This is a genomic window from Paraburkholderia sp. (assembly GCF_050742655.1).
In the GTDB taxonomy this organism is placed as follows: Bacteria; Pseudomonadota; Gammaproteobacteria; order Burkholderiales; family Burkholderiaceae; genus Paraburkholderia.
In genome coordinates, this window is sequence record NZ_JBOIGG010000001.1 from 556484 (window position 1) to 580616 (window position 24133).

General features: G+C 63.8%; 21 protein-coding genes. 8 read left to right on the plus strand and 13 right to left on the minus strand.

Annotated elements, in window-relative coordinates:
* Window positions 1-344: 344 nt before the first annotated feature.
* A complete protein-coding gene (argC, locus tag ACREXZ_RS02495) occupies window positions 345-1292 on the minus strand; it encodes an N-acetyl-gamma-glutamyl-phosphate reductase (protein ID WP_431762424.1) in 948 nt (315 codons plus the stop codon).
* 174 nt (window positions 1293-1466) lie between these two features.
* Window positions 1467-2093 carry a YbhB/YbcL family Raf kinase inhibitor-like protein gene (locus tag ACREXZ_RS02500; protein WP_431762425.1) on the minus strand — a complete coding sequence of 209 codons (627 nt, stop codon included), beginning with the start codon at window positions 2091-2093 and terminating at the stop codon, window positions 1467-1469.
* Between the two features lie 233 nt (window positions 2094-2326).
* Between ACREXZ_RS02500 and ACREXZ_RS02505 the strand changes: the two genes are divergently transcribed.
* Window positions 2327-3025 carry a response regulator gene (locus ACREXZ_RS02505; RefSeq protein ID WP_431762476.1) on the plus strand — a complete coding sequence of 233 codons (699 nt, stop codon included), beginning with the start codon at window positions 2327-2329 and terminating at the stop codon, window positions 3023-3025.
* Window positions 3026-3164: 139 nt separating this feature from the next.
* Here ACREXZ_RS02505 and ACREXZ_RS02510 read toward each other — a convergent pair whose 3' ends face one another.
* Entirely contained in the window at window positions 3165-3851 is a 687-nt protein-coding gene (locus ACREXZ_RS02510) for an orotate phosphoribosyltransferase (RefSeq protein WP_431762426.1), read from the minus strand.
* Window positions 3852-4215: 364 nt separating this feature from the next.
* On the opposite strand from ACREXZ_RS02510, the gene ACREXZ_RS02515 reads away from it, so the two are divergent.
* Both ACREXZ_RS02515 and ACREXZ_RS02520 read left to right on the plus strand, forming a co-directional pair.
* Entirely contained in the window at window positions 4216-5469 is a 1254-nt protein-coding gene (locus tag ACREXZ_RS02515) for an MFS transporter (protein ID WP_431762427.1), read from the plus strand.
* 252 nt (window positions 5470-5721) lie between these two features.
* Window positions 5722-8007 carry an NADP-dependent malic enzyme gene (locus ACREXZ_RS02520; RefSeq protein ID WP_431762428.1) on the plus strand — a complete coding sequence of 762 codons (2286 nt, stop codon included), beginning with the start codon at window positions 5722-5724 and terminating at the stop codon, window positions 8005-8007.
* Between the two features lie 132 nt (window positions 8008-8139).
* On the opposite strand, the gene ACREXZ_RS02525 is transcribed toward ACREXZ_RS02520, so the two are convergent.
* Window positions 8140-11745: an indolepyruvate ferredoxin oxidoreductase family protein gene (locus ACREXZ_RS02525; protein WP_431762429.1), complete on the minus strand. Its 3606-nt coding sequence runs from the start codon at window positions 11743-11745 to the stop codon at window positions 8140-8142.
* A 356-nt stretch (window positions 11746-12101) separates the two neighbouring features.
* On the opposite strand from ACREXZ_RS02525, the gene ACREXZ_RS02530 reads away from it, so the two are divergent.
* Complete coding sequence (locus tag ACREXZ_RS02530) at window positions 12102-12299, plus strand: hypothetical protein (protein WP_431762430.1); 198 nt, start codon at window positions 12102-12104, stop codon at window positions 12297-12299.
* Between the two features lie 134 nt (window positions 12300-12433).
* Here ACREXZ_RS02530 and hppD read toward each other — a convergent pair whose 3' ends face one another.
* Window positions 12434-13531: a 4-hydroxyphenylpyruvate dioxygenase gene (hppD, locus tag ACREXZ_RS02535; protein ID WP_431762431.1), complete on the minus strand. Its 1098-nt coding sequence runs from the start codon at window positions 13529-13531 to the stop codon at window positions 12434-12436.
* A gap of 147 nt (window positions 13532-13678) precedes the next feature.
* Here hppD and ACREXZ_RS02540 point away from each other — a divergent pair, with 147 nt between their 5' ends.
* Window positions 13679-14200 carry an Lrp/AsnC family transcriptional regulator gene (locus tag ACREXZ_RS02540; protein ID WP_431762432.1) on the plus strand — a complete coding sequence of 174 codons (522 nt, stop codon included), beginning with the start codon at window positions 13679-13681 and terminating at the stop codon, window positions 14198-14200.
* Window positions 14201-14281: 81 nt separating this feature from the next.
* On the opposite strand, the gene ACREXZ_RS02545 is transcribed toward ACREXZ_RS02540, so the two are convergent.
* The 8 genes from ACREXZ_RS02545 to paaA all read right to left on the minus strand — a co-directional run bounded on the left by ACREXZ_RS02545 (window position 14282) and on the right by paaA (window position 20569).
* Window positions 14282-14950, minus strand: coding sequence for a GNAT family N-acetyltransferase (locus ACREXZ_RS02545; RefSeq protein WP_431762433.1), 669 nt, complete (start codon window positions 14948-14950; stop codon window positions 14282-14284).
* Between the two features lie 230 nt (window positions 14951-15180).
* Complete coding sequence (locus ACREXZ_RS02550; protein ID WP_431762434.1) at window positions 15181-15786, minus strand: TetR/AcrR family transcriptional regulator; 606 nt, start codon at window positions 15784-15786, stop codon at window positions 15181-15183.
* A 12-nt stretch (window positions 15787-15798) separates the two neighbouring features.
* Window positions 15799-16638 carry a DUF1835 domain-containing protein gene (locus ACREXZ_RS02555; RefSeq protein ID WP_431762435.1) on the minus strand — a complete coding sequence of 280 codons (840 nt, stop codon included), beginning with the start codon at window positions 16636-16638 and terminating at the stop codon, window positions 15799-15801.
* Window positions 16639-16767: 129 nt separating this feature from the next.
* A complete protein-coding gene (gene paaE / locus ACREXZ_RS02560; protein WP_431762436.1) occupies window positions 16768-17856 on the minus strand; it encodes a 1,2-phenylacetyl-CoA epoxidase subunit PaaE in 1089 nt (362 codons plus the stop codon).
* Window position 17857: 1 nt separating this feature from the next.
* A complete protein-coding gene (paaD, locus tag ACREXZ_RS02565; RefSeq protein WP_431762437.1) occupies window positions 17858-18433 on the minus strand; it encodes a 1,2-phenylacetyl-CoA epoxidase subunit PaaD in 576 nt (191 codons plus the stop codon).
* A 17-nt stretch (window positions 18434-18450) separates the two neighbouring features.
* A complete protein-coding gene (paaC, locus tag ACREXZ_RS02570; protein WP_431762438.1) occupies window positions 18451-19254 on the minus strand; it encodes a 1,2-phenylacetyl-CoA epoxidase subunit PaaC in 804 nt (267 codons plus the stop codon).
* A gap of 7 nt (window positions 19255-19261) precedes the next feature.
* Entirely contained in the window at window positions 19262-19546 is a 285-nt protein-coding gene (paaB, locus tag ACREXZ_RS02575; RefSeq protein ID WP_431762439.1) for a 1,2-phenylacetyl-CoA epoxidase subunit PaaB, read from the minus strand.
* A 24-nt stretch (window positions 19547-19570) separates the two neighbouring features.
* On the minus strand, window positions 19571-20569 hold the full coding sequence (gene paaA, locus ACREXZ_RS02580; protein WP_431762440.1) for a 1,2-phenylacetyl-CoA epoxidase subunit PaaA: 999 nt from the start codon (window positions 20567-20569) through the stop codon (window positions 19571-19573).
* Window positions 20570-20843: 274 nt separating this feature from the next.
* Between paaA and ACREXZ_RS02585 the strand changes: the two genes are divergently transcribed.
* The 3 genes from ACREXZ_RS02585 to ACREXZ_RS02595 are packed head-to-tail and all read left to right on the plus strand — an operon-like array spanning window position 20844 to window position 24099.
* Window positions 20844-22253, plus strand: a complete 1410-nt coding sequence (locus ACREXZ_RS02585) for an MFS transporter (protein WP_431762441.1) — start codon at window positions 20844-20846, stop codon at window positions 22251-22253.
* Window positions 22254-22262: 9 nt separating this feature from the next.
* Window positions 22263-22808 (plus strand): GAF domain-containing protein, encoded by a 546-nt coding sequence (locus ACREXZ_RS02590; RefSeq protein ID WP_431762442.1) that lies wholly within the window; start codon window positions 22263-22265, stop codon window positions 22806-22808.
* Between the two features lie 16 nt (window positions 22809-22824).
* Window positions 22825-24099 carry an NAD(P)/FAD-dependent oxidoreductase gene (locus ACREXZ_RS02595; protein WP_431762443.1) on the plus strand — a complete coding sequence of 425 codons (1275 nt, stop codon included), beginning with the start codon at window positions 22825-22827 and terminating at the stop codon, window positions 24097-24099.
* The last annotated feature ends 34 nt before the right edge of the window (window positions 24100-24133 follow it).

Consider the following 24133-nt stretch of genomic DNA (forward strand, 5'->3'; position numbering starts at 1 on the left):
CGGCGGCGTTGTTTGCCCGCACGCGCCTGCCAGGCAACGGCACCGGCAAAATGGCTCTATCTTCTGCGAACGATCGTTCGTAGAAGAATCAGTGATTTCCCCAGGAAGGAAAAAACGATGCGCAACGAATATGGGAAGGGAATGAATTACCGGCGTTAATCGCGAGGCCAATTAGCCGTTATTTGGGGTTTTTGCTAATTGGCCGGTTAATGCGGATTGTGTGGGTTGTGCGGATTGTATGAATTGGTACTGCCGCTGAAAGCGCGGGCAAAAAGAAAGCCGGCGTTTGAACGCCGGCCTGGATTGATGCGGAAGGTGGCCGGGTCGTGCCCGGCCGGGTGACGTCAGCGTTTCAATCCGCTGTTTTCGTCTGCGCCGATGGTCAGATTCATGCACTGGATCGCCGCACCCGATGCGCCCTTGCCGAGATTGTCGAGGCGAGCCACGGTGACGAAGTGCTCATCGTTGCCGAACACGAACAGGTCGACGCGGTTGGTATCGTTCGTGGCCTGGACGTCGAAGAAGCCGTCATCGAGATTGTCGTCGGCCGCGAACGGCGCGACGCGCACGAATGCTTCGCCTGCGTAGTACTCGGCGAACAGCGCCAGCACGTCCTGCGGCTTGGCTTTCTTCGCGAGCTGGGCCGGCGAGAAATACGTCGTTACGGCAAGGCCCTTGTAGAAGTCGCCGATGATCGGCGTGAAGAGCGGTGCCGACTTGAGGCCGGTGTGCGCAGCCATCTCGGGCAGATGCTTGTGCGTGAGCCCGAGTGCGTACGGGCGCGGGCTCTTCAGCTTCGCGTTGCCGCCGGCTTCGTACGCCGCAATCATTTTCTTGCCGCCGCCGCTGTAGCCGGTGATCGAGTAGCTGTGGGCCGCGAAATCCGGCGAGACGATGCCGCCCTCGACGAGCGGATGCATCGCCAGCACGAACGCCGATGCGTGGCAGCCGGGCACCGCGATGCGCTTCGAGGTGCGGATGCGCTCGCGTTGCGCGCGGGTCAGTTCGGGCAGGCCGTAGGCCCAGTCGGCGCTCGTGCGAAACGCGGTGCTCGCGTCGATCAGCACGGTGCGGTCGTTCTCGACGAGCGATGCCGACTCGCGCGACGCGACGTCGGGCAGGCACAGGAACGTCACGTCCGACGCGTTGATGAGACGGCGGCGTTCGTCGAGATCCTTGCGCTTCGCATCGTCGATGCGCAGCACTTCGATATCGGTACGCGCCGACAGGTATTCGAAGATTTTCAGGCCGGTGGTGCCTTCCTGTCCGTCGACAAAAACTTTGGTGCTCATCTGATTCTCGCTGGCTGAGGGCGACGCCGCGGCGCGCTGGAACGATATTTTAAGACCCTTTGGAGGGGACGTGCGGGAATCGTGCGGCCTGGGCCGAAAAAAGACGATATGGGCAGATGCGAGCCGTTGGCGGCGCATTCGCCGGCCATCGACGGCACCCCCATTCGCCGCAGCCTAACGTCCATACATGACGGTCATGCGTGCGTAGCCGAGCGTCGCGGTCGAAATCTCATGATCGAACATCAGCGCCGGACGCCCCTGTGCAAGCCGGAGGTCCACTGTATCGAGCGCATATACGGTGACGACATAGCGATGCGGCTTGCCTGGCGGCGGGCAGGGGCCGCCGTAGCCGTCGTCGTCGAAGTCGTTGCGTGCTTCGATGGCGCCGAGTTTTTTCAGGAATCCGGACGCGCTCGCGTTCTCCGGCAACTGGGTGACCGTGGCCGGAATGCTGGCGACGGCCCAGTGCCACCAGCCGCGGCCCGGCGCATCGACGTCGAACAGCGTGACCGCGAAGCTGCGCGTGCCTTCCGGCGCGTTGCGCCACGACAGCTGCGGCGAGCGGTTGCCGCCCTTGCAGTCTCCTTCGTTGAGCACCTGGGCCGTGTCGACCGTCGCGCCGTTGCGGAAGCTCGCGCTGGTCAGTTCGAACGCCCCTTCGGCCAGCGCCCGTGGACCGTGCACCACGGCGAGCGCGAGCCCGAGACTGAGCAGCAGGAACCCGAACGACGGCGTCGACGACGACGCACGCGGCGATGCCAATGGAATGGCCTGGGCCAAGGCTGGGTAAGGCGGACGCATGTGCCGGTTCTCCTCTGAAGGGAGCAGCGATTCTCGATTATTGTCCCTATTTTCTGCCTCGAAGGCGAGACGCGTCGAATATTCCGCGCGAGGGCCGTCAGACAACGAATTCGGCTATAGTCTGACCAATAAATCGATTCACTGCTGTCCGGCCGGCAAGCCACGTCCGGATACCGCGAACATCGCGCGAACGCTGAGGAGCCGCAGTGAGAGAGACCAAACGGGCGAATCCGATAGAGGGTCGCGTCAGGGTGCTGATCGCCGATGATCATCCGGTGATCCTGCTGGGCGCAGCGCAGGCGCTGCTCGCGTTTCCGGATATCGAGGTGGTCGGGCGCGCGTTGCAGTCAACCGATCTGATGCAGCGGCTGCGCGATACGCCATGCGACGTGGTCGTCACCGATCTGGCAATGCCCGGCGGCCAGTACGGCGACGGACTGCCGCTGATCGGCTACCTGCGCCGCCATTTTCCGCATCTGCCGGTGGTCGTTCTGACCATGCTCGAAAACGCCGCGTTGTTGAAGCAGGTGTGCGACCTGGGGGCGACCGCGGTCGTCAGCAAGTCCGACGATCTGCGCCATATCGGCGTCGCGATTCAGCACGCGAGCCGGCGCGATGAATATCGTAGTCCGACGGTGCAAGCGTCGCTCGACGCACTGCACGCCGGTGCGAGCGGCGATGTGAACGGCACGCTGCTGTCGAAGCGCGAACTGGAAGTGGTGCGGCTTTTTGTGTCGAGCATGACGCTCAAGGAAATCGCCGCGCAGCTGAATCGCAGCATCAAGACCATCAGCACGCAGAAGAAGACCGCGATGCGCAAGCTCGGGCTCGCGCGGGACTCGGAGCTGTTTCAGTACGCGCAGAGCAACGGTCTGCTGAACCTGTCGTCGCGTGTGCTCGACGTGCCGGACGAGTCCGTCGTCGCAATGTGAGCCGACGCGATTCGCAAAGAAGGAGCGACGCGCGTAAAAAAGCCGCCTGTCGCTATGACAAGGCGGCTTTGCTCAAGCGACTGCTGTTGTCCGCCGACCGCACCGAAGCGCACGGCCAATGGAAACAGCGGTGCCGGCGTTACTGCGGCGCGGCGGTTGCGCCGCCGTGCGCCGCCGACCATTCGGCCGGTGCGTGCAGGAATTTCTCGACTTCGTCGAGCGTCTTCGACTCGAAGTAGCCCGAACCCTTCGCGACGCGCAGCACGTCCCACCACGTGGCGAGCGCGTGCAGATCGACGTCGATGTCCTTCAGGACCGACACGCTTTCCTTGAAGATGTTGTAGTGGAACAGCACGAAGCAGTGGTTCACCTGCGCGCCGGCCGTGCGCAGCGCATTGATGAAGTTGATCTTGCTGCGGCTGTCGGTGGTCAGATCTTCGACGAGCAGCACGCGCTGGCCTTCGGTCAGCAGGCCTTCGATCTGTGCGTTGCGGCCGAAGCCCTTCGGCTTCTTGCGCACGTATTGCATCGGCACCATCAGTCGGTCCGACAGCCATGCTGCGAATGGAATGCCCGCGGTTTCGCCGCCGGCGACCGCGTCGATCTGTTCGTAGCCGACGTCGCGCAGGATCGTCGCTTCGGCCATGTCCATCAGGCCGCGGCGTACGCGCGGGTACGAGATCAGCTTGCGGCAGTCGATATAGACCGGGCTCGCCCAGCCGGACGTGAAGATATACGGTTTCTCGGCGTTGAAGTGCACAGCTTGCACTTCGAGCAGCATCTTGGCGGTGGTGTCGGAGATCGTCTGACGATCGAAGCCTGTCATGGGCGGGTCCTTGGAGTTGAGCGGGAGGAGGCGGGCGGCCCGGTGGTGCGGCAAACGGTCGTGGGGGCGGTGTTTCGCACGGAGCCGTGCGAAACACGTGGCCCGGCTTTGGATCGGCCGGTTTGCTGCACGCGTAGCCCGATATTTTACCCGATTAGCGCCCCGCCGACGAGGCGCCGTGCGCGCATGTCGTGCGTTTATGACCCGTATGCGCGCGTGTCGAACCGCAGCGGGCGGCCATTTTGGGTCCGCTTTTTGGCCGGCTTTTTGGTCCGCTTGTGAGCGGCGCGGCCCGCCTTTACACTCACGCGATTTTCGCGGCGACGCTTTTCCGTTGCTGTGCCGCCCCGCCAGGATGTCTTCGATGAACGTCGTGCCTTCTTCCTCCGATCCCTCCGCTTCGTCCGCCGCCGTGCGGCCCGGTCATCCGGCGCGCGCGCTGCTCGCGTCGGTGCTCGGCTACGCGATGGACGGCTTCGACCTGCTGATTCTCGGTTTCATGCTGCCGGTGATCGCCGCCGACCTGCATCTGACGTCGGCTCAGGCTGGGTCCCTGGTCACGTGGACGCTGATCGGTGCGGTGGCCGGCGGCGTGATCTTCGGTGTGTTGAGCGACACCTTCGGCCGCGTGCGGATGCTGACGTGGACCATCCTGATCTTCGCGGTGTTCACCGGCCTGTGTGCGCTCGCGCGGGGATACGGCGACCTGCTGGTCTACCGGACGATCGCCGGGATCGGTCTCGGCGGTGAGTTCGGCATCGGCATGACGCTCGTCGCGGAAGCATGGCCGGCCGCGCAGCGGGCGCGCGTGTCGTCGTACGTCGGGCTCGGCTGGCAACTCGGCGTGCTGGCCGCGGCGCTGCTCACGCCGCTATTGCTGCCGGTCATCGGCTGGCGTGGGATGTTCGCGATCGGTCTGTTGCCCGCGATCGTCTCGTTCGTCGTGCGTCGGCGCGTCGAGGAGCCTGAGCTGTTCACCGGGCGCGTCGCGAGCAAGGCGACCGACGTACGCCGCACGTCGCCGCTGAAGCAGCTCATTGCCGATGCGCGTACGACGCGCGCGAGCATCGGCGTCGTCGTGCTGTGCTCGGTGCAGAACTTCGGCTACTACGGTCTGATGATCTGGCTGCCCAGCTATCTATCGAAAACCTTCGGCTATTCGCTGACGAAGTCCGGCCTGTGGACCGCGGCCACCGTCGTCGGCATGAGCGCGGGCATCTGGCTGTTCGGCATCGCGGCCGACCGCTTCGGCCGCAAGCCGACGTTTCTCGCGTATCAGGTGGGCGCGGTGGTGATGGTGTTCGTCTATGCGCAGTTGAGCACGCCGTTCGCGCTGCTGATCGGTGGCGCGGTGATGGGCGTGTTCGTCAACGGGATGATCGGCGGCTACGGCGCGCTGATCTCCGAGCTTTACCCGACGCAGGCGCGCGCGACCGCGCAGAACGTGCTGTTCAACGTCGGGCGCGCGGTCGGCGGTTTCGGTCCGGTCGCGGTCGGCGCGCTGGCCGCGCGCTTCTCATTCGGCGTGGCGCTGGCGATGCTCGCGTCGATCTACGTGCTCGATATTCTCGCGACGCTTTTCCTGATTCCCGAACGCCGCGGCGCCGCGCTGGAGTGACCCGGCGGACCTCGTAAACCCGCGCGAATCTGTCGCGAATCTGTCGTATACGCTCAGCCCGTCGCGACATCCCCGGGGTGTACACTAATCGACCCACGTAGCTTTGCGCCGTCTGCCCTCCGCCGAGGTCCGGTGCCGCGCCCAACCGGCGCAGGCAACGACCGCCGCAATCGACCACCCCTTCGATTCCCGCAAGCGAGGCTCATGTGCCGCGGCGCGCCGGTCCCATTTCTCACGTCTCGCAGGTCAAAAATGGACGAACAACTGAAGCAAAGCGCCCTCGCGTATCACCAGAATCCGAAGCCCGGCAAGATCTCGGTCACGCCGACCAAACCGCTGTCGAACCAGCTTGACCTGTCGCTCGCGTATTCGCCCGGCGTCGCCGCCGCATGCATGGCGATCTACGAAGACCCGCTCGACGCGCAGAAGTACACGTCGCGCGGCAACCTTGTCGGCGTCGTGACGAACGGCACTGCGGTGCTCGGCCTCGGCAACATCGGGCCGCTCGCGGCAAAGCCCGTGATGGAAGGCAAGGGCTGCCTCTTCAAGAAGTTCGCGGGCATCGACGTGTTCGACATCGAGCTCGCCGAGTCCGATCCGGACAAGCTGGTCGACGCGATCGCGATGCTCGAACCCACGCTGGGCGGCATCAACCTCGAGGACATCAAGGCGCCCGAGTGCTTCTACATCGAGAAGAAGCTGCGCGAGCGGATGAAGATTCCAGTCTTCCACGACGACCAGCATGGCACCGCGATCATCGCGTCGGCGGCGATCCTCAACGGGCTGAAAGTGGTGGGCAAGCAGCTCGGCGAAGTGAAGCTCGTGTGTTCGGGCGCGGGCGCCGCGGCGATCGCGTGCCTGGACCTGCTGGTGAACCTGGGCCTGTCGAAGCACAACGTGCTCGTCACCGATTCGAAGGGCGTGATCTATGAAGGGCGCGGCAACCTCGATCCGTCGAAGGAGCGCTACGCGGCCAACACCGACGCGCGCACGCTCGCCGATGCGATCCGCGGCGCCGACGTGTTCCTCGGCTGCTCGAGCGCAGGCGTGCTCAAGCCAGAGATGGTCAAGGAGATGGGCACGCAGCCGCTGATTCTCGCGCTCGCGAATCCGGAACCGGAGATCCGCCCGGAAGAGGCGAAGAAGGTGCGCCCCGATGCGATCATCGCGACCGGCCGTTCGGACTACCCGAACCAGGTCAACAACGTGCTGTGCTTCCCGTTCATCTTCCGCGGTGCACTCGACGTCGGCGCGACCACGATCACCGAGGAAATGAAGCTCGCATGCGTGCGGGCGATCGCCGAGCTGGCCGAGGAAACCGACCAGGGCGATGAAGTCGCGAAGGCCTACGAGGGCCATTCGCTCGAGTTCGGTCCGGACTACCTGATCCCGAAGCCGTTCGATCCGCGTCTCATCATCAAGATCGCGCCGGCCGTCGCGCAGGCCGCGATGGACTCGGGCGTCGCGACGCGGCCGATCAAGGACATGGACGCGTACCGCGAGGAACTCGGTGCGACCGTGTACCGCACAGGCATGGTGATGCGTCCGGTGTTCGCCGCCGCGAAGTCGCAGCCGGCGCGCATCGTGTTCGCGGAAGGTGAAGATGAGCGCGTGCTGCGTGCCGCGCAGTTCGTGCTACTCGAGAAGATCGCGCGGCCGATCCTGATCGGCCGGCCGTCGGTGATCGAAATGCGCCTGCAGAAGATGGGCTCGAAGCTCAAGTGCGGCGAAGACTTCGAGATCGTCAATCCGGAAGACGATCCGCGCTACCAGAAGTGCTGGCAGGCGTATCACGAGATCGGCGCGCGCGAAGGCGTCACGCCCGAAGTCGCGAAGGCCGCGATGCGCAAGTTCAACACGCTGATCGGCGCGATCCTCGTGCGTCTCGGCGACGCGGACGGCATGATCTGCGGGATGATCGACAACTATCACAGCCATCTGAAGTTCGTCGAGCAGGTACTCGGCAAGGCGGAGAACGTGCAGAACTTCGCCGCGATGAATCTGCTGATGCTGCCGGGCCGCAACCTGTTCATCTGCGATACGTACGTGAACGAAGTGCCGACCGCCGAACAGCTCGCCGACATGACGATCCTCGCCGCACGCGAGATCGAGAAGTTCGGCATCGTGCCGAAGGTCGCGCTGTTGTCGAATTCGAACTTCGGCAGCATTCCGTCGGCGTCGTCGCAGCGGATGGCCGAGGCGCGCAAGCTGATCGCCCAACGCGCACCGACGCTCGAAGTGGACGGCGAGATGCATGGCGATGCGGCGCTGTCCGAAGCTGTGCGCAAGGCCGCGTTCCCCGGCTCGACGCTGACCGGCGAAGCGAACCTGCTGATCATGCCGAACGTCGAGGCGGCGAACATCACGTACAACCTGCTGAAGATGATCGGTGGCGAGGGCGTGACGGTCGGTCCGTTCCTGCTCGGCGCGGAAAAGCCGGTGCACATCCTGACGCCGGCCGCGACCGTGCGGCGGATCATCAACATGACCGCGGTCGCTTCGGCCAACGCACGCGTGCAGCGAGCGGCGGCGAAGTAAGCGGGGTTTAGTTCGCGTTCGCGCGGCACGCATCGCGCGTGTCGTGCGGGATCGCCGCAAAGAAAAAGGCACCACGTTTTTTTACGTGGCGCCTTTTTTATCGACCGGTTGCTGCTATCGGCCTGCTCCGCGTCACGCGACGTGACGTTCGGTGCTGCCCTCCGGTGCGCGCCATTTCGCGAGCAGTGCGGCCCACTTCGTCCGCACGCCGTTCAGGTTGTTTTCCTTCACGTGACCGTAGCCGCGGATGCCGTCCGGCAGGCTCGCGAGCTCAACTGCGAGCGCGCGTTTCTGCACCGTCAGCCCGCCAATCAGCTCGCGCACGAGGGCTTCGTACTCGCCGATCAACGCGCGTTCGGTCCGGCGCTCTTCCGTCTTGCCGAACACGTCGAAGCCCGTGCCGCGCAGGAACTTGAGCTTCGCGAGTACCCGCATCGCACTGAACACCCACGGCCCGTACTGCTTCTTCACCAGATGGCCGTGCGCGTCCTTCTTCGAAAATGCCGGCGGCGCGAGGTACAGCTTCAGCTTCCAGTCGCCTTCGAAACTTCCCTTCACCTTCTCGATGAACGCCGGGTCGGCATACAGGCGCGCGACTTCATACTCGTCCTTGTAGGCCATCAGCTTGTGCAGATTCTTCGCGACCGCTTCGGTGAGCGGCTGCTGGCTGTCGGCGTTATCGAGCGCCGTTTCGGCTGTCCGCACTTCGTCGACGAGCGCGCGATAGCGCGTGGCGTACGCAGCGTTCTGATACGCGGTCAGGTAGTGCACGCGCTTGTCGATCAGCGTGTCGAGCGCCTTCGGCGTATGCAGCGAGACGATCTTGCTGGTCGCGGTATCGCTGGTGTCGCTGCCACGGCCCTGCGTGCTCGTGAGACGAGTCACAGCGGCTGGATCGTGTGCGGTACGGCGGCCCCATTCGAATGCGGCAAGGTTCTTCTCGACCTGCACCGCATTCAGTTCGATCGCGCGGGTCAGCGATTCGTGCGTGAGCGGAATCCAGCCGCGCTGCCACGCGTAGCCGAGCATGAACGGGTTCGTGTAGATGGCATCGCCGAGCAACGCGACCGCGAAGCGGTTCGCGTCGACCGACGCGACACCGTCGTCGCCCGCGCCGGCGCGCACGTCCGCTTCGGTGCTCGAGCCGGGGAAGCGCCAGTTCGGGTTCTTGATGAATTCGGCGGTCGGCGTCGGCGCGCTGTTCAGCACGACGTTGGTCCGGCCGCTCTGCATCCGGGACACGCATTCGTCGCTGGCGGTGACGATCGCATCGCAGCCGATCACGAGACTCGCTTCGCCCATCGCGATGCGGGTTGCGTGAATGTCGGCGGGCTGGTTCGCAATCTGCACGTGACTCATCACCGCGCCGCCCTTCTGCGCGAGGCCGGTCACGTCGAGCACGGTCACGCCCTTGCTTTCCAGGTGCGCAGCCATGCCGAGCAGCGCACCGATCGTCACGACGCCAGTACCGCCGACGCCCGTCACGAGCACGCCGTATGGCCGGCCGATCGACGGCACCTCAGGATCCGGCACGGGCGGCAGCGCGTCGCCTGTGACGCCCGCTGCGGCCTTCGGCTTGCGCAACTGGCCGCCCTCGACCGAGACGAAGCTCGGGCAGAAGCCCTTCACGCAGGAGAAGTCCTTGTTGCACGTGGACTGGTTGATCTGCCGCTTCGTGCCGTATTCGGTTTCGAGCGGTTCGACCGACAGGCAGTTCGACTGCACGGAGCAGTCGCCGCAGCCTTCGCAGACCGCCTCGTTGATCACGACGCGCTTCGCCGGATCGGGGTACGCGCCGCGTTTGCGGCGGCGGCGCTTTTCGGTCGCGCAGGTCTGGTCGTAGATCAGGATCGTCGTGCCGGCGATCTCGCGCAGTTCGCGTTGAATGTCGTCGAGCTGGTCGCGATGGTGAATCGTCACGCCCGCGGCGAGCTGCTGCATCGCGCCTTGATACTTCTCCGGCTCGTCGGTGACGATGACGATTTTCGTCGCGCCTTCGGCCGCGAGCTGCAGCGTGATCTGCGGCACGGTCAGCGTGCCGTCGACCGGCTGGCCGCCGGTCATCGCGACCGCGTCGTTGTACAGGATCTTGTAGGTGATGTTCGCCTTCGACGCGATCGCCGCGCGGATCGCGAGCAGGCCTGAGTGGAAGTAGGTGCCGTCGCCGAGATTCGCGAACACGTGCTTGTCGTTCGTGAACGGCGCCTGGCCGGTCCACGCGACGCCTTCGCCGCCCATCTGGCTGAACGTGCTCGTGCTACGGTCCATCCACACAGTCATGTAGTGGCACCCGATGCCGGCCATCGCGCGCGAACCTTCCGGCACGGCGGTCGACGTATTGTGCGGGCAGCCCGAGCAGAACCACGGCTTGCGCTCGACTTCGACGCGCGGCCGCGCGAGCGCTTTTTCCTTCGCTTCGATCACGGCGATGCGCGTCGCGATGCGGGCGCGCACGTCGGACGGCAGCTCGAACTTGTCGAGCCGCGTTGCGATTGCTTTCGCGATGATCGCTGGCGACAGTTCATAGTGCGCGGGCAGCAGCCATTTGCCCATCGGCACCGACCATTCGCCGCCAGCGCCATCCTTCTCGTCGAACTTGCCGTACACGCGCGGCCGTTGCGCATCGGGCCAGTTGTACAGCTCTTCCTTGATCGCGTATTCGAGAATCTGGCGCTTTTCCTCGACCACGAGAATTTCGTCGAGGCCGCGCGCGAAGGCCTGCGCGCCTTGCGCTTCGAGCGGCCACACGCAGCCGACCTTGTAGAGACGGATGCCGATCCGCGCACAGGTTTCGTCGTCGAGGCCGAGATTGGTCAATGCCTGACGCACATCGAGGTACGCCTTGCCGCCGGTCATGATGCCGAAGCGCGCATGGGGTGAATCGATCTCGACGCGGTCGAGTTTGTTCGCGCGGACATACGCGAGTGCGGCGTAAAACTTGTAGTCGAGCAGCCGTGCTTCCTGCACGAGCGGCGGATCCGGCCAGCGGATGTTGAGGCCGCCGTCGGGCATCGCGAAGTCGGTCGGCAGGATGATCTGCGTGCGGTGCGGATCGATGTCCACGGAAGCCGACGATTCGACCACATCGGTCACGCACTTCATCGCGACCCACAGGCCGGAGTAGCGGCTCATCGCCCAGCCGTGCAGACCGAAGTCGAGGTATTCCTGGACGTTCGACGGGAACAGTACTGGCAGGCCGCAGGCCTTGAACAGATGCTCAGACTGGTGCGCGAGTGTCGACGATTTCGCTGCGTGGTCGTCGCCGGCCAGCACCAGCACGCCGCCGTGCTTCGACGAGCCCGCGGAGTTGCCGTGCTTGAACACGTCGCCGGAACGGTCGACGCCGGGACCCTTGCCGTACCACATCGAGAACACGCCGTCGAAGCGTGCGCTGGGATAGAGATTGACCTGCTGCGAGCCCCACACGGCGGTTGCCGCGAGGTCTTCGTTGACGCCCGGCTGGAACACGACCTGATGCGCGGCGAGATGCTGTTTGGCCTTCCACAGCGACAGATCCAGCCCGCCGAGCGGTGACCCGCGATAGCCGGAAATGAAACCGGCCGTATTGATCCCGGCAGCCTTGTCGCGCTCTTGCTGCAGCATCGGCAGACGTACCAGCGCCTGGATGCCGCTCATGTAGGCGCGGCCGCGTTCGAGTGTGTATTTGTCGTCGAGCGTGACGGAAGATAGCGCGGCTTCGAGCGAAGCTCTCTGACCGGCGTCTAGCGGGGCATTCATTCTGTGTACTCCTCCAACCAGTTTGGGATCACCAAAACTTCATGGGCCTCGGCATCTTGTGAATGCTCCGGCCGGGGTCGCCATATTGACGGCTTTTCGGCGATGGTAGCACTGGTAGAAACCCGCCGCATCGCTGTCAGAATTGCCGCATTGCGGCATGCCGGGAACGGCGGTTGTGACGCCCATATGTCTGCGAATGTGTCCGGATGTGCGGCGCTGTAACAGCCTGTAAAAGCCCCCGGGATTCAGGAACCGGACTTGAAATCCCTGTCTAATTCCCCACCTGTTGCCACTGCGTGCGCCCCGCCTTACGTTGCGAGGCCCGCGGCGACAGGTAGTCTGACAAAGGAGTACACGTGAACAAAAGACACATCCAGACCTTCCTGACGGTCTCCGCCGCCTTCTTCGCGATCAGCGCCCCGTTGCGCTCGAACGCCGCGGAAGGTGCCGCCGAAGCGATTACCCGCACGACGACATACGTCACACCGTGCCAGGCCGATATGAACCGCTCGCGCGCGTCGGCATCGGTCGAGAAAGACGGCCAGCAAAAGTGATGGGCCGCTGACGCGGCGCGTCGTTCCATTTTTCGCCGAAGCCTAAGGGCGTCGGCATTTAAAAGACAAGGGCGAAGATCGAAACGATCTTCGCCCTTTTTCTTTTTTAGCGGCGCTTACTCGCTTGGTGACACTTACTCGCGATCCTTCACGACGCCGCGACGGATCTGGTCCAGCTCGATCGATTCGAACAGCGCCTTGAAGTTACCCTCGCCGAATCCCTGATTGCCCTTGCGCTGGATCATCTCGAAGAAGATCGGTCCGATCTGGTTTTCGGTGAAGATCTGCAGTAGCAGGTCTTCGCGTGCGCCGTCGATCAGGATCTTCCGTTTGCGCAGTTCGTCGAGCGGCTCGCCGTGATTCGGTACGCGCCGGTCGACCAGTTCGTAGTAGGTGTCGATCGTGTCGAGCAGTTTGACGTTCGACTCGCGCAGGCTGTCGACCGTCCGGTAGATGTCGTCGCTGCCGAGCGCGATGTGCTGGATGCCTTCGCCGTGATACGCGTCGAGGTATTCCTGAATCTGGCCGGCCGTTTCCGAGCCTTCCTCGTTGATCGGGATGCGGATCTTGCCGCACGGCGACGTCATCGCTTTCGACTTCACACCCGTCACTTTGCCTTCGATATCGAAGTAACGCACTTCGCGGAAATTGAACAGGCGCTCGTAGAACTCCGCCCATTCCTGCATGCGGCCGCGATGCACGTTGTGCGTCAGGTGATCGATGTAGGTGAGGCCGTGGCCGGCAGGATTCGGGTTCGCGCCGGGGATCGGTTCGAAGTCGACGTCGTAGATGCCGATGTCGCCGATGCTGTTCGGCTGCGCCCCGTTCTTGCCGCGCCAGCGGTCGACGAAGTAGATCAGCGAGTCGCCGATGCCCTTGATCGCCGGGATGTTCAGCTCCATCGGGCCGGTCTTGTTGTCGAAGCCCCAGGCGCCGAGATCGAGTGCGTGGCGGTACGCCTTTGCCGCATCCTGTACGCGAAATGCGATCGCGCAGATCGACGGGCCGTGCAGCCGCGCGAAGCGCTGCGCGAACGAGTCCGGCTCGGCATTCACGATGAAGTTGATCTCGCCCTGGCGGTACAGCGTCACGTCCTTGTGACGATGCCGCGCGATCGCGGTGAAGCCCATCTGCTCGAACAGTTTGCCGAGCGCCTTCGGATCGGGTGCGGTGTATTCGATGAATTCGAAACCGTCGGTGCCGACGGGGTTGTCCCAGGTTGAAACCTGCATGTCTGTCTCCTTCTCGTGAGGGCGCGCGGAGCGCGATCGAATGACGGAAGTGTAAGTGGCCATCCGGGGAGAAAACTTGCGAACTTAATTGTGAATCGATAGGCTGGCGCGATTTAATGGCTCGAATTTCGGAATGGGAGACAGAAAATGGCCAGTATCGAGCTGGACGCGATCGACCGGCGGATTCTCGCGATCCTCCAGGAAAGCGGCCGCCTGTCGAACCAGGAGATCGCCGAGCACGTGAATCTGTCGCCGAGCCCGTGTCTGCGGCGGATTCGCCGGCTCGAGGAAACCGGCGTGATCCGGGGTTACGTCGCGTTGCTCGATCCGCAGAAGCTTGGGCTGGATCTGCTTGCGTACGTCAACGTGCGGCTCGAGAAACGCGGCGGTCCTGCGGTCAGCGCGCGTGGCCAGAGCGGCGCGGCTGGACGGGCCGGCGCGACGCATTCGGAACTGTTTCGCGCGGCAGTGCAGACCTGGCCGGAAGTGGTCGCCTGCCACGCGATGACCGGCGATATGGACTACCTGTTGCGCGTCCAGGTCGAGGACATGGCGCACTTCTCGCGGTTCGTGCAGGAGCAGTTGCTGCACCATCCGTCGGTCATCGATGTGAAGAGCAGCTTCTCGCTCGAGAAGTTCAAGGAAACGACGGCGCTGCCGATCCTGTAGTGCTTCCGCTTTCATGGTGTGCGGCGTGCGGACGTAAAAAAGGCGGCCGAGGCCGCCTTCGTATCGATGCCGCGTAGCGTGTCAGGCGGCGGTGGCCGCAGGCATGAACGATTCGAACAGCTTCGACGTCTGCCGGGCCTGGCGCTTGAGCGCGTAGTCGAACACCGCGGCCTGTTCCTGCAGCATTTCGGCAAGGATGCTCGACTGATCGGCCGGCGGCAGCGTCAGGTACGCGTCGGCTTCGCCGTATGCGTACTCGATCTTCATGCCGGCCTTTTTCGCGATGTGCATCATTGTCGAGTTGCGCGACAGGCAGTGCATGTACAGCGTCGTCACGTGCGTGTTGCGGCTGCGGATCGCGGCGCGCTCGAACAGCTTCGTGCCGGCACCTTGACCGCGCGCACTTTCCAGCACCGACACGCCGAACTCCGCGGTGCGCTTTTTGCCGTCGTCCGGCAGATAGGCCAGATGGCCGACGCCGGTCAGCTGCAACTGGCTGTCGAAGACGCCGAACACCGTGTCGCGCGTGAAGTCGATGGTGCGGACGTAGTTTTCGATCACGTGATCCGGCACGATCTGGCCGAAGCGCAGCAGGCGGTCGTTTTCGTTCAGCGTGAGAAAGTGGGTCAGCAGGCGGTCACGATCGGCCGACGTGAGTTCCCTAACGAGTGCAGGCGCGCGTCCGCCTGCCTGCATCAGGCGATCGGGGGTCACGATCGGCTCATCGGCACGTTTAGCGAGCTTGTTCATTTGCGGTTCTCCTTTTCTGACAGGCAGCATGATGCACTGCGACATCAATTGTAGCCGAACCGACAAAATGAACCTAGGGAAAACCCGCAATATGAATGGAAGATATGTTCTAGCGGGTTATTTTATTTTTATAAATTGTTGATATTTAACATTTTTATTTTTGTGAGTATGCGCTAACTTCTGTATTTAAATAATCGTATTTATTCATACAGCGATGCTGCATCACCGCATTATTTCGGCAATCCGAGACCGTGATCGATCATCCCGACCACTTGTTCGGCGAACTCCCCGTATCCCATGCGACCGCCCGGCTTCAACCAGGTAAAGGTCCAGTTGATCATCCCGAACACCATCATCGTCAGCGCAGTCTGGTTCTGACGTGTGACCCGCTCGGGGTACGCGCGCGCCAGTTGCCGGGCAAATGCGGCGACGACGTCGCGCTGGCGATTCAGGACAACCTCGCGCTGTGCATCGACCAGGTATTTGACGTCGTTCAGCAGCGCCACGTGCCGGCTATGCGAGGTCTCGTACTCGGTGAGGAACGCGCGGACCAGTTCGGCGAACGTCTCGCGTTCGCTGAGGCTGCGCCGCTGGCTCGCGCCTTCCACCTCCGCGATGATCAGCATCAACCGCTTCGTGTAGCGGTCCAGCAGATCGAACAGGATCGCTTCCTTGCTCTCGTAATAGTGATACAGCCGCGCTTTCGATGTGCCGCTCGCCGCGGCGAGATCGGACATCGACGTACTGGGGTAGCTCGTCTGCGCGAATTTTTCGGCGGCCAGTTCGAGAATCTGGTCGCGCTGGGTCTCGTGGTCGGGGGCGCGTGTGCGGGCCATGGTTGAGTAGGATCAGTCGGGGCAGGTGGAAAGCGCGGCGGGGTGAGGCGTGCCGGCCTCGCACAGTTCGAGTGTGCGCCACGACGACGCGTCGCCGCGCAGCTGCACGCGGCCGCTTGCCGCGAGCTCGCGACAGCGCCACAGCGCGATGCGGTCGCTGACCAGAAAGCCCACGTTGGCAACCATCAGTTCCGCCGCGATGCACGCGGCCGGCCGCCACGCGTGCGTCGTGTGAGCGAGCAGGAATGCGTCGAGCTCGCCGAAACTGCCGCTCGCGAACGTGTTGTCGCGCAGGCGGCGCGTCTCGCCGTTCGCCTGCTTGACCTCCTGCCACTCGAGCGCCAGCCGGCTGATGCGCAGCACCGAGATCGGCGCGGCGTCGCGCAGATGCGCCTGCAGCACGTCCGGCGCGAACATCCCGAGCGACGTCGCCTGATCGGGGCGGCTATGCGCCCACGCGCCGGGATCGGTGAGATCGCGGATCGACAGACGCACTTCGTTCAGCCGCTGCGGGCTGTTGCGCAGGTGATAGCAGACGCGTCGCAAGGTCAACTGGTCCGCGGCGCTTTGCGCATGCCAGATCACGACGTGCGAGTCGGCGCCCGTCAGGCGCTCCAGTTCGGTTAGCTGCTGCGCGAATTCCGCGGTGAGATCGCGGGTGCCATCGCCGACTACCCGTTGCCAGAATTCGGCGCGCACGTCAGGCGATTCATCGACACCGCGCAGCGGACCGACAGCCAGATCGTCGCGCAGCGGCAGCACGCGATCATCGCGATTCGCTGCACTCAACGCCGCGCGCAGCGATTCCGCGGCGACGTCTCCATTCGTGATGTGGATCGTATTCGTCGACAACTTGTCCACCCCGTCAACAAGAAAAAGGCCGCCCGCATGCGGAACGATGTTCCGGCTGCGGGCGGCCCCTAGTGTAAGCGGATCGAGGCCGCGCCGAAAGGCGCCCGGTCTCGATCCGCGAATGAAGCATCAGCGTTCGTCGTAACTGACCACGACGCGATCGCTGACCGGATGGCACTGGCAGGTGAGCACGAACCCATCGCGGATCTCGTGTTCTTCGAGCGTGTAGTTCTTGTCCATCTTCACTTCGCCTTCCAGCACCTTCGCGCGGCAGGTGCAGCAGACGCCGCCCTTGCACGCATACGGCAGCGCAAGACCCGCACGCAGCCCGACGTCGAGCACGCTCACGCCCTGGTACGGCAGACGCAGCTTGCGACGCTTGCCGTCGAGCACGATTTCGAGGTCGGCGGCGGGCGTGTCCTCGGTGATCTCGACGACCGGTGCGCCGGCCTGCGGCAGCGGCGTGCCGAAGCGCTCGACATGAACGCGCGGCGCGTCGACACCCGCGGCTTTCAGCGCGGCTTCGGCGGCGTCCATCATCGGCGCGGGGCCGCAGATGAAGGCTTCGTCGATGGTGTCGGCCGGCACGAGTGTGTTCAGGAAGTCCGCGCACTTCGACTGATCGAGCACGCCGTTGAATAGCTCGACGTCCTGCAGATCGTCCGACAGCACGTGATAGAGCACGAAGCGGTTCATGAAGCGGTTCTTCAGATCCTCAAGCTCTTCCGCGAACATGATCGCGTCGACGCTGCGGTTGCCGTAGATCAGCGTGAACGTGCTGCGCGGCTCGACTTCGAGCGTCGTCTTGATGATCGCGAGCACCGGCGTAATGCCGGAGCCGCCGGAGAACGCGACGTACTGTCGGCTCTCGCCCGCGTTCAGGTGCGTGAAGAAGCGGCCATCAGGCGTCATCACGTCGATTGTGTGGCCGGCCTGCAGCGTATCGAACGCGAAATTCGAGAAGCGGCCGCCGCGCACGCGCTTGATGCCGATGCGCAGCTCGCCGTCGCGATCGTAGTCGGTGACGCCGACGCAGATCGAGTACGAGCGGCGTGTTTCCTCGCCGTCGAGGTGTGTTTTCAGCGTGACGAACTGCCCTTGGGTAAAGCGATACTGCTCGCGCAGCGCGTCGGGCACCTCGAAGGCGACCGAAACCGCGTCGGCGGTTTCGGGGCGGACTTCCCGGATACGCAGCGAATGAAATTGCGGAGTGGCCATGTCAATACGGTTTGAAATAGTCGAAGGGTTCGCGGCAGTCGATGCAGCGATACAGCGCCTTGCAGGCGGTCGAGCCGAACTGCGCGAGACGTTCCGTATGCGCGGAGCCGCAGCGCGGACAGGCGGGGGCAGCGAGCGGTTTCGGCATGAAGCGGATGACCTCGCCTTTAGCCTGCGAGGACGCGGACTCGGCACCGCCGCCGCAATCGCCGGTGGGCGGTGCGATGCCATACGCGCGCAGTTTTTCGCGCGCGTCGGCAGTGATCCAGTCGGTGGTCCAGGCGGGCGCGAGCACCGTGTCGATGCGGTACGGCGCGAGCGCCGCCGCATCGAGCGCGAGCGCGATGTCTTCCGCGATCTGCGACATCGCCGGGCAGCCGGAATAGGTCGGCGTGATGACGACTTCGAGCGTGCCGTCAGCCGCGCGACGCACGTCGCGCAGGATGCCGAGCTCGCGGATCGAGACCACCGGAATTTCCGGATCGGGTACCGCTTCGAGCGCGGACCACGCGCGTTGCAGCGTGAGGTCGCTCGTGCCGTTCATGCCTGCGGGCATCGCGTTCGAGGCCGGGTTCATGTCGCTCTCCGCGCCGGTTACCAGGTGGCGCCCGGATGCTGCCGCGCGATGCTCTGCATTTCGGCCAGCAGGTAGCCCATGTGCTCGGAATGCTCGCCGTGCTTGCCGGTCGTCACGTGCTTCACCGGTTCTGGCAGCACGAGCGTCGCTTCGTCGAGCGCGGTGCGCACGTCGTCGAGCCACGCGTCTTCGAGCGCCGCCGTACGCGGACCGATGCCGGCCGCGCCGACTGCTTCTTCGACGGCGTCCGCGCTAAAGAACTCGCGCGTGTACGGCATCAGGTAGTCGAGTGCGGCTTGCGCGCGGCGGTGCGATTCGTCGGTGCCATCGCCGAAGCGGATCAACCACTCGCGTGCGTGGTGCACGTGGTAGCGGGTTTCCTTGATCGACTTCGCGGCGATCGCGGCGAGCTGTTCGTCCGGCGATGCGGCGAGCTCAGTCCACAGATGTGCCATCAGCGTCGAGTAGAGAAAGTTGCGCACGATGGTGACCGCATAGTCCTTGTCCGCGTGCGCGGTGCCGGCCAGCGGACCGCAATGCGGCAACTCGACGAGCGTGTAATTCGCGAACTCGCGCTCGGCGCGGAAGTACGCGTAATCGTCTTCGGTGCGCGTCGTGCCGGTGAGCCGTTGCTCGAGCGTCGCGGCGTGCGTGTAAAGCAGGCGCGCCTGGCCGATCAGGTCGAGGCTCATGTTGGCGAGCGCGATGTCTTCTTCGAGGATCGGGCCGTGGCCGCACCACTCGGCGTTGCGCTGGCCGAGCACAAGGGCGGTGTCGGCGAGGCGCAGTACGTAGGAAAGATGTTGGGGCGTGATGTCCATGACGCGCTTACATGTGGTTGACTTCATCGGGCAGCGTGTAGAACGTCGGGTGGCGATAGATCTTGTCGCCGGCCGGTTCAAACAGCTCCGCTTTCTCGTCCGGTGCCGATGCCGTGATCGCCGACGACGGTACGACCCAGATGCTCACGCCTTCCTGGCGACGCGTGTAGACGTCGCGCGCCATGCGCAGCGCCATCGATGCGTCGGCGGCATGGAGGCTGCCGCAATGCTTGTGGTCGAGGCCCTGCTTGCTGCGCACGAACACTTCCCAAATCGGCCATTCCTTGTTCATTGTCGATCTCCCGGATTGCTTGCGTCAGGCGGCGTGCTGCTGTGCGCGCTGGCGTTGTTTGTCGGTGTGGGCGAGTGCGGCTTCGCGGACCCACGCGCCGTCGTCGTGCGCTTTCACGCGCGTGGCGAGGCGTTCCTTGTTGCACGGGCCGTCGCCGTTGACGACGCGCCAGAATTCTTCCCAGTCGATCGCGCCGTAGTCGTGGTGGCCTAGCGCGTCGTTCCACTTCAGGTCGGCGTCGGGCAGCGTGACGCCGAGGACCTTCGCCTGATCGACCGTTGCATCGACGAATTTCTGACGCAGGTCGTCGTTCGAGATGCGCTTGATACCCCACTGCGCCGACTGGCTGCTGTGCACCGAATCCTTGTCGCTCGGGCCGAACATCATCAGCACCGGCCACCACCAGCGGTTCACGGCCTGCTGCACGAGTTCGCGCTGCGCGGCGGTGCCTTTCATCATCGACATCAGCGCGTCGAACCCCTGACGCTGATGGAACGACTCTTCCTTGCAGATGCGGATCATCGCGCGTGCGTACGGACCGTACGTGCAGCGGCACAGCGGAATCTGGTTCATGATCGCGGCGCCGTCGACCAGCCAGCCGATCACGCCGACGTCCGCCCAGGTCGGCGTCGGGTAATTGAAGATGCTCGAATACTTGGCTTTGCCCGTGTGCAGCGCATCGACCAGCTGGTCCCGCGAGACCCCGAGCGTTTCGCAGGCGCTATACAGATAGAGACCGTGGCCGGCTTCGTCCTGCACCTTCGCGAGCAGGATCGCCTTGCGCTTGAGGCTCGGCGCGCGGCTGATCCAGTTGCCTTCGGGCAGCATGCCGACGATTTCAGAGTGCGCGTGCTGCGAGATCTGCCGGACCAGCGTCTTGCGGTAGGCGTCGGGCATCCAGTCCTGCGGCTCGATCTTGTTGTCCGCTGCCATCACGGCGTCGAAGCGCGCTTGCTCGGGCGAACCGGTCGCCGGGTCGAGGGGGGCGACGTTGCCCGGAATGTCGAGGGATTGCGTGTACATGGGGAGCGCTCTCGTCCGGAGTGGTCAGTGGGGGCATTATAAATCAACCGACCGGTCGGTTTATAAATTTTTTGCGGGGAAAGTGGAGGTGCCCGTCAGTCGAATAGTCGACACATCTTGGCCGTTCCCGCCATAGGCGTCTGCCCGAGCCTTGCAACACGACAGAAAGGATTACGGGAACTACTTGACCTGTGATATTGGATCCAGGATATTGTTATCACGATCGCTGCAGAATTTCCCAGACCGGTCGAATCTCATTTTCGGGAGCAACGCCATGTCTCCGATTGCAGCCCGGCTCGAACGTCTGCCGTTCAGCCGGTTTCATTTCAAGCTGCTACTCATGGGCGGCCTGGGCTTCATGTTCGAAGCCATCGACGCGGCGATCATCGCGTTCATCCTGCCCGTCGTTCGTACCCGCTGGCATCTGACGAGCTTCGAAACCGGTCTTCTCGGAAGCAGCACGTATGTCGGCTTTCTGGTCGGCGCGCTGTTCGCGGGCCTGCTGGGGGACCGCTTCGGCCGACGCGTCGTGATGATGTGGGCGCTGACCTTCTTCTGCGTGCTGACGTTCGCCAATGCATTCGTAAACGACTGGCATACCTTTGCGCTGCTGCGGGCGATAGCCGGCATCGGCATGGGCGCCGAAGGGGCGATCATCGCGCCGTTCCTGGTCGAATTCGTCAGCAACCGCTATCGGGGTGCCTTCACGGCTGCGCTGGCCGGCTTCTTCTCGTTCGGCTTCGTGGCCGCCGCGCTGATCGGCTACTTCGTGATTCCGCTCAACCCTGAAGGCTGGCGCATCGCGCTGGTGATCGTGTCGCTCCCTGTCGTCGTGCTGCTCTGGTGGCGGCGTTCGCTGCATGAATCGCCGCGCTGGCTCGAGATCCGCGGCCGCCACGCGGAAGCCGAAGCGGTCGTGGCGGACATCGAGCGCCAGGTCGAACGCTCGGGCGTGACGTTGCCTCCCGTGGTGCCCGTGGCCGGCGGTATCGCCGACCTCGATCACTCAAGCTCCTTCTTCGGCAACTTGAAGCTGCTGTGGAAACCGCCGCTCGCCAGAACGACGCTGATGACCTGGTGCCTGTGGCTGTCGGTGACGTTCTGTTCGTACGCGTTCTTCGTCTGGATTCCGGGTCTGCTGGTTCAACACGGCATGACCATTACTAAGAGCTTTTCCGTCTCGATCCTGATTTACCTCGCGCAGATCCCGGGCTACTACTCGTCCGCCTATTTTTGCGAGAAGCTGGGACGCAAGGCGACCATCGTCACCTATATGGCACTGGCGTGCGTCGCGGGGATCTGGCTGGCGAATGCTGGCAGCGACACGTCGATCGTCCTTGCGTCGATCTTCATGTCCTTCGCGATGAATGGCGTGAACGCGGGCGAATATGCCTATACCCCCGAAGTGTTCCCGACGCATCTGCGCGCAACGGGGATGGGAACGGCCTCCGCGTTTGGCCGCATCGGTGCGATCTGTTCACCCATGTTGGTCGGTTATATCTATCCGCTGTGGGGTTTCGCCGGCGTGTTCGGTATGACGACGGTCATTCTGCTGATCGGTGCGCTCGCCGTGCTCATCCTGGGCGTCTCGACGAGCGGCAAGACGCTCGAGGAAATTTCCGAAGCCGAGTACGGTTCGACGCATCCCGACGCGCAGGGCGTCGCGTTTCGAACCGCGAAATAAGAGGTTTTCGTGAGAAGCACCAACCAGGCACTTGTTTTCCCGGCCTTCGAACGGATTGCCCGGATGCTGCAGGAAGGCGGCAACGCCGATCTCGTCTGGAACGAGTTCGAGCGTTCGCTCACTGAGGTATTCGGCCAACGGCTCTTTACCGTACTGGCTTATGACGAGACGTCGAGCCGTCTCGGGCGTCTGCATAGCAATCGCCTCGATATCAATCCGGTCGGTGGCTTGAAGCGGGTGACGCGAAGCCGCTGGTCGGACCAGGTTCTTCGCCGCGGTGAAATGTTTGTCGGTTCAACGCGCGAAGACATTCAGGCGGTGTTCTCGGAGTATCGGGTGCTGTGGTCGATCGGGTGCGAGAGCGTCCTGAACATTCCCGTGCGCAAGAACGGTGTCACGCTCGGGACGATGAACCTGCTTGGTGAGGCGGGTCTGTATGACCAGGCGGATCTCGCGGTGGCTCTCGTGTTCGCGCAACTAGCGGTGTCGCCGCTTGAAGACCAGGTTCACCGGTTGCGAGGTCTCGACGACCCGGAATTCATGGAGCAGGTGTAGGCCTCGATTCATCGAAATGACCCAGCAAGCTCAATCCCCCCGATCGACTTCCGATGTCGTGATCATCGGTAGCGGCATAGTCGGTCTCGCCTGTGCGTGGTCCGCACTGCGCGAAGGCGCGACCGTCACCGTCATCGACCGCGACTTCGAAGGCGACCGTGCGTCGCACGGAAACGCAGGCGGTATCGCCGTGACCGAAAGCACACCCATTTCCGTGAACGGCCTGTACATGAAGGCGTTGAAGTGGCTGTTCGATCCACTCGGCCCGCTTTCGCTCGACTGGAAACACGTTCCGTCCGCGCTGCCCTGGTTCATGGCGTTTCGACGCGCGGGCAACAAGGACCGCTTCCGGGAAATTTCGCTGGCATTGGCCAGACTGAATGACCGCGTCTACGACGACCTCATTCCGATGTTCACGGACATCGGCGCAATGGAAACGCTGTACCGCCGCGGCGCGCTGACGGTCTACGAGACCGACGATGCATTTGCCGCAGACCAGCGCGAATGGGCATTCAAGCGGGAACTGGGTGTGCGCTGGCGTGCGATGTCCGCGGACGAGATTCGTGCATGCGAGCCGTCGCTTGCGCCCGTCTTCCGTCATGGCGTGTTTCTCGACGACTGGTCGCACATCGGCAACCCCGAGCGTCTCGTGACGCAGTTGCGCGAGCGTGTGAGACAGCTCGGCGCGACGTTCGTCGTGGGTCGCGTGAAGTTGCTCGATCTCGCCGACGCACTGGCGCCGGCCGCCGTCACCGACACCGGTGAACGGGTGAAGGGCCGTCGTCTCGTCGTGGCGACGGGCGCGTGGTCCGCCGCGCTGGCGGAATCGATCGGCGATCGTGTGCTGCTCGACAGCGAGCGGGGCTACAACACGACGCTTCCGGCGCATGGCATCGGCTTGTCGCGTGAGGTGATCTTTGCTGAGCGCCGGTTCGTCGCCACGCCCCTCGATATCGGCGTGCGCATCGGTGGCGCGGCCGAGTTCGCCGGCCTGACGGCACCCCCGAATTTCAGACGCAGCGATGCGCTGCTGGCGCTGGGCAAACGCTTTCTGCCGGGCATCGACGACACCGGGGCCGTGAGGTGGATGGGCCACCGGCCCGCCACGCCGGATTCGTTGCCCGTCATCGGCCGCTCGCCGCGTGCGCCATCCGTCATTTACGCATTCGGCCACGGTCACCTGGGACTGACGCAGTCCGCCACGACAGGTGCGCTCGTGGCCGATCTGCTTGCTAACCGAACGCCCGGGATCGACCTTGAACCGTACTCGATCAGCCGTTTCCGGAATTAACGGGGCCCGCGCGATACCCCGCCTCTATTTATCT